Raw genomic sequence first — 5047 nt, 5'->3', positions numbered from 1 at the left:
TAACGGACATAGCCGCCGATGCGCAGGCAGGTTTCGGTGCCCGGGATATAGAAATAGCCGGCGCCGTAGACGTCGCAGATCTTGACGTATTCGGCCGGTTCCGGTTCGGCGACGACGACAGCGTCAGCCGCGCGCGCGCCGCTGACCGCGATCAGTGCCGCGGCTGAGCCGAGAAGGAGGCTCTTGATGTTCATTTTCTGACTCTCCAGTCATAGTTTTAAATGGCTTCGGATTTGTGGCTGGCGGCAATGTTGTCCCGCCTCACCCCCACAATGAAAAAGGCGCGCACCGCTCGCCCTTTTCCGCGGCGAACATACCCATCGACCTTCTGCCTTCAATGACGATTCCGGAAATAATCCCGTTTCCATCAACAGATTAATGCTGTGTTGCACAAATAACACTTTCCATATTGGAAGTTAGCACAATTGGAACAACGTCATATATTCAATATATTTTCAGATAATTGCGCGGCTAATTATTACTTTTTGACATCAAATTTCTACGATTGCGCTCCGCACGCAAAATATGYGCCTGCTTTCGGCGAAAAGCTGGCTGGATATTTCTTCACCCACCGACCATCCGATGGCATCCGTCCGCCACTTGCGCTCTGGCGCTGCGCCGAAATGCAGGGCGACGCCTGCCCGGCCAGTTTTGCTTTTGCCGAGGCGATCGAACCCGCCGGAGCGCTGTCGCGTCGCTGATTATGACGGCAGCCAACCGATCAAGACGATTCTGTGTGAGTTGGTCGCGCGCCAATGATGCGGATCGTCCTGTAGCGACAAGACAGCGGAGCGATGTCTGTCCAGCGGAAATATCGGAATTCTTTCAGAAACCGCTCGGGATTTTTGGCCGCGCCGGTGCCAATAGACCCGGGTTGGCCGATGCGGTCGGCACGGCCTGCCGAACAATTCGGCTGGCTCGTCTCCAGATGCATGTCGACCGATCGGGCAGCCCGGCGACCTCTCGTGACCAATCTGCCCGCTGAGAGGACCGACATGACTTCCGTCCCGAGCCTGGTGCGAAGGCACCAGCTGACCGCCTTCTTTTCGCTCGCGCTTGGCCTGACCTGGCTGGCGTTCATCCCATTCTGGCTGTCGAATGGCGACAGCATTCCCTGGTTCACCTTCGGTCCTATGGCCGCCGGCTTCATCGTCGCGGCCCTGTCCGGCGGCTGGGGTTCGGTCAAGGCAATCCTCGCCTCGATGGTGAAATGGCGGGTTCACCCGTTGTGGTACCTGGTGGCATTCGGCCTGCCCTTCGGAACACAATTGATCTCGATCCTGATCAATCCGCTGTTTGGCTCGGCAGCACCGGCCTGGAGCAATATTCCGGCCCTCTCCGAGATGCTGCCGATCATAGCGCTGTACGCAGTCTTCAGCGGCCCGCTCGGGGAAGAGCCTGGCTGGCGCGGCTTTGCGACGCCACGTCTTCTCGCCAGCCATTCAGCACTGACCGGCAGCCTGATCCTCGGCGTGATCTGGGCGATCTGGCACTTCCCGCTCGGCCTGGTCGGCGACCTCAGCCTCTACAGCACGATCAACGTCGTGCTGGCCGGAATTGTGTTCACCTGGCTCTATCAGAACAYCGGCAGCGTGCTGCTCGCCTTCATCATGCACGTGACGCACCAAAACAGCGTGCGCTTCCTCGGCAAGGTCTTCACCGGCGGCGACTACCTGCAGCAGCAGTGGATCGGCGTGGCCATCTGGGCGATCATCGCCGTCGCCATCGTCGCCTACTACGGCACCGAGAGCTTCGTTCGCCGGCCAAAGGACGCAGCTTGCCGCGGCTGGCGCTGTCTAGGCGCGCAATGAGCGCGGTGTCCGAAGCGGGGCGCCGCACCTTTGGTCGGCGGCGCGGATGCGTATTGCCGGCGCTCGGGGAGCGGCGAAAGCCCCGCCAACAGGGCGACATCAAGTCATCGGTGCATGGGCGGCAAGCACTACATCGATCCCCGGGATTAGCGCGGGAATTCGAGCCCCATCTCGCGATAGCGCTCGGGGTCGTCACCCCAGTTCTCGCGCACCTTGACGAACAGGAAGAGGTGCACCTTCTGTTCGAGGATGCCAGCGATCTCCATGCGAGCCGCCTGTCCGATGGCGCGGATGGTTTCGCCCTTGTGGCCGAGGACGATCTTCTTCTGGCTGTCGCGCTCGACATAGATGGTCTGGTCGATGCGCACCGAGCCGTCCGGCTTCTCTTCCCATTTCTCGGTCTCGATATGGGAGGAATAGGGCAGTTCCTGATGCAGCCGCAGATAAAGCTTTTCGCGGGTGATCTCGGCCGCTAGCTGGCGCATCGGCAGGTCCGAAATCTGATCTTCCGGATAATACCAGGGGCCGGCCGGCAGGGCTTCGGCGAGATAGTCGAGCAGGTCCTTGCAGCCGGAACCGGTCAGCGCCGAGACCATGAAGGTGCGCTTGAACGGCACTTTCTCGTTCGCTGCAGCCGACAGGGCCAGCAGCGCCTCATGCTTGACGCGATCGACCTTGTTGAGGATGAGCACCATCGGCTGGCGCACATCCTTCAGCCGCTCAAGGATGGCGTCGGCATCGCCCCTGATGCCGCGCTCGGCGTCGATCAAAAGCAGCACGATATCGGCATCCTTGGCGCCGCCCCAGGCGGTGGTCACCATTGCCGTGTCGAGCCGCCGCTTGGGTTTGAAGATACCGGGCGTGTCGACGAAGACGATCTGCGCATTGTCATGCGTGGCGATGCCGCGCACGATGGCCCGGGTCGTCTGCACCTTGTGGGTGACGATCGACACCTTGGCGCCGACCAGCTGGTTGACCAGTGTCGACTTGCCCGCATTTGGCGCGCCGATCAGCGCAACGAAACCGGAGTGCGTGGCGGCGACCTCCGTTGCCGGAGAGGTGTCTTCGGTGGCGGTCATGCCGCGCTCCCTTCATCAGAGCGGTTCATCGTTTCACGGAAACGCCGAACCGCTCTATCTCCTTGTTTTGACGCAATTCCCTGAGGGAGAGCGCTATACACTTTTCCCGGAATTGCTCCAGAGCGCGCGCGTCTACTTGGACGCACAAAGGACGCTCTAAAACTTTGACTCTACGCATCGTGCTTTCCAAAAATCGGCTCCGATTTTTGGCTCGATGCGCTGGCCCAGACGCCTTCACGCAAAAGAAATGCCGAAGCCGCCGCTTCTTCCGCTGCCCTGCGGGAGCCGCCGGTGCCGGTGGAAGGCGCAAAGCCGCTGACCTGCAAGGACACCGTGAAGACCGGCTGGTGGTCGGGCCCTTCGCGCTTTTCGATCACATATTCAGGGCGCGCATCGCTGGTCTTGGCAATCCATTCCTGCAAATCGGATTTCGGATTGAGCGGCTTTGCCACAACCGTGCGCGAGCGCGGCTCCCAGTAGCGCAGGACGAAGCGCCGCGCGGCGTCGATGCCACCGTCAACATAAACCGCCGCGATCAGGGCTTCGACCGCATCTGCCAGATAGTTTCCGCCCGAGCCACGCGACCGCGTCTTCAAGGCCGCGTCGGCCCGAACCATATCCTCGAGCTGCATTTCGATGCCGATCTCGGAGCATGTTTTCGCATCGACCAGTGCATTGAAACGTGGCGCAATTTCACCTTCCGGCGCGTCGGGAAACTTTTCGAAAAGCATATCGGCGACCACAAGCCCAAGCACTCGGTCGCCAAGGAATTCGAGACGCTGATTGTTGCTTGCCGCCTTGACCGCACTGGAGTGCGTCAATGCGGTCTCGAGCAAGCGGAGATCCTTGAAGACATGGCCGGTCTTGGCCTTCACCAAACCGGCCAGTGTTTCGCCTGTCGGGCGCTTCAAAGCCATCAATTGACGAAGTGGAACAGGCGCGAAGCGCGCATCAGCGTCGGCCATTTCCAGATTTCGAGCGGGCTCGCCTTGCCGGCGATCGAGAAGAAAACAAGATTGGCGCGGCCAACCAGATTTTCCGCCGGGACGAAGCCGACGGTGAAGCGGCTGTCCGAGGAATTGTCACGGTTGTCGCCCATCATGAAATAGTGGCCGGGGGGCACGTTCCATTCGCGGGTGTTGTCACCGATCGAATTGGGCGAGATGTCCAGCGTGTCGTAGCTGACGCCGTTGGGCAGCGTTTCCCGGTAGACGTCGATCGGCCGAGGCTCTTCGGTGATGTCGGGATTGTCGATCTGGCCGGTTTTCACGCGCGGCACGCCGACGTCGTTGATGAACAGCTGGCCGTCCTTGACCTGGATCTTGTCGCCGGGCAGGCCGACCACGCGCTTGATGTAGTCGACGGACGGGTCAGGCGGGAACTTGAACACCACCACGTCGCCGCGCTTCGGCTCGGAGCCCCAGATGCGGCCCGAAAAGATGTCGGGGCCGAAAGGCAGCGAGTAGCGGGAATAGCCGTAGGACCATTTGGTGACGAACAGATAGTCGCCTTCCAGAAGCGTCGGGCGCATCGATCCCGACGGGATCGAAAAAGGCTGGAACAACAGCGTGCGGATGACCAGGGCGAGCAAAAGCGCCTGCACGATGACGCTGACGGTCTCGCMAAGGCCGCCGGATTTCTTCTCAGATTTATCAACCACGCTCATGTCGTCCTCGATTGTGCGTTGGATGGTATAGAGTCTCGGCGCGCGCTGGGCAACGTCGTGCCGGTCGTCAGATGCAATCAATGTGGCGCTTCTTCGACGGGCAACGCCTCGATGATCACAAAGGCTTGAGCGAGCGGGAAATCATCGGTGATGGTGAGGTGGATTGCCGCCCGATGGCCCTTAGGCAGGATTTTGTCCAGCCGCGCCCGTGCCCCTCCCGTCAGCGCCATGGTCGGCGCGCCGCTGGGCAGGTTGACGACACCCATGTCGCGCCAGAACACGCCCTGCGCCAGACCCGTGCCCAGCGCCTTGGCGCAGGCTTCCTTGGCGGCGAAGCGCTTGGCGTAGGACGCAGCACGCGCGCGGCGGTTCTCGGAGCGGGCCTGCTCGAGATCGGTGTAGATTCGCTGGATGAAGCGCTGGCCGTGACGCTCAAGCGACTTTTCGATGCGTCTGATATCGATCAGGTCACTGCCGATGCCGATGATCAT

Annotated in this window: 7 protein-coding genes; 2 read left to right on the top strand and 5 right to left on the bottom strand. The window is 60.9% G+C overall.

What is annotated here, in order from left to right; genetic code table 11:
* A partial coding sequence (locus ACXJ7R_RS24570; protein WP_027038050.1) for a porin occupies positions 1 to 194 on the bottom strand: 194 nt, incomplete at its 3' end.
* A 231-nt stretch (positions 195 to 425) separates the two neighbouring features.
* Between ACXJ7R_RS24570 and ACXJ7R_RS24565 the strand changes: the two genes are divergently transcribed.
* Together ACXJ7R_RS24565 and ACXJ7R_RS24560 are read left to right on the top strand one after the other, a co-directional pair.
* Positions 426 to 701, top strand: coding sequence for a hypothetical protein (locus ACXJ7R_RS24565; protein WP_457154091.1), 276 nt, complete (start codon positions 426 to 428; stop codon positions 699 to 701).
* A 294-nt stretch (positions 702 to 995) separates the two neighbouring features.
* Positions 996 to 1811 carry a CPBP family intramembrane glutamic endopeptidase gene (locus ACXJ7R_RS24560; RefSeq protein WP_457154090.1) on the top strand — a complete coding sequence of 272 codons (816 nt, stop codon included), beginning with the start codon at positions 996 to 998 and terminating at the stop codon, positions 1809 to 1811.
* A gap of 146 nt (positions 1812 to 1957) precedes the next feature.
* On the opposite strand, the gene era is transcribed toward ACXJ7R_RS24560, so the two are convergent.
* From era to acpS, 4 genes are all read right to left on the bottom strand, one after another.
* Complete coding sequence (gene era, locus ACXJ7R_RS24555) at positions 1958 to 2890, bottom strand: GTPase Era (protein WP_379026024.1); 933 nt, start codon at positions 2888 to 2890, stop codon at positions 1958 to 1960.
* Positions 2891 to 3060: 170 nt separating this feature from the next.
* Positions 3061 to 3807: a ribonuclease III gene (gene rnc / locus ACXJ7R_RS24550; RefSeq protein WP_457154092.1), complete on the bottom strand. Its 747-nt coding sequence runs from the start codon at positions 3805 to 3807 to the stop codon at positions 3061 to 3063.
* The gene (gene lepB / locus ACXJ7R_RS24545; RefSeq protein ID WP_457154089.1) at positions 3807 to 4556 is read right to left on the bottom strand and encodes a signal peptidase I; all 750 of its coding nucleotides are present in this window, start codon (positions 4554 to 4556) and stop codon (positions 3807 to 3809) included. The genes rnc and lepB overlap by 1 nt, the downstream gene beginning before the upstream one ends.
* Before the next feature lie 77 nt (positions 4557 to 4633).
* On the bottom strand, positions 4634 to 5047 hold the full coding sequence (acpS, locus tag ACXJ7R_RS24540) for a holo-ACP synthase (protein ID WP_184871218.1): 414 nt from the start codon (positions 5045 to 5047) through the stop codon (positions 4634 to 4636).

The sequence above is a fragment of the Mesorhizobium sp. P5_C1 genome, from assembly GCF_054049815.1.
This window is presented reverse-complemented; position numbering and strand designations above follow the sequence as displayed.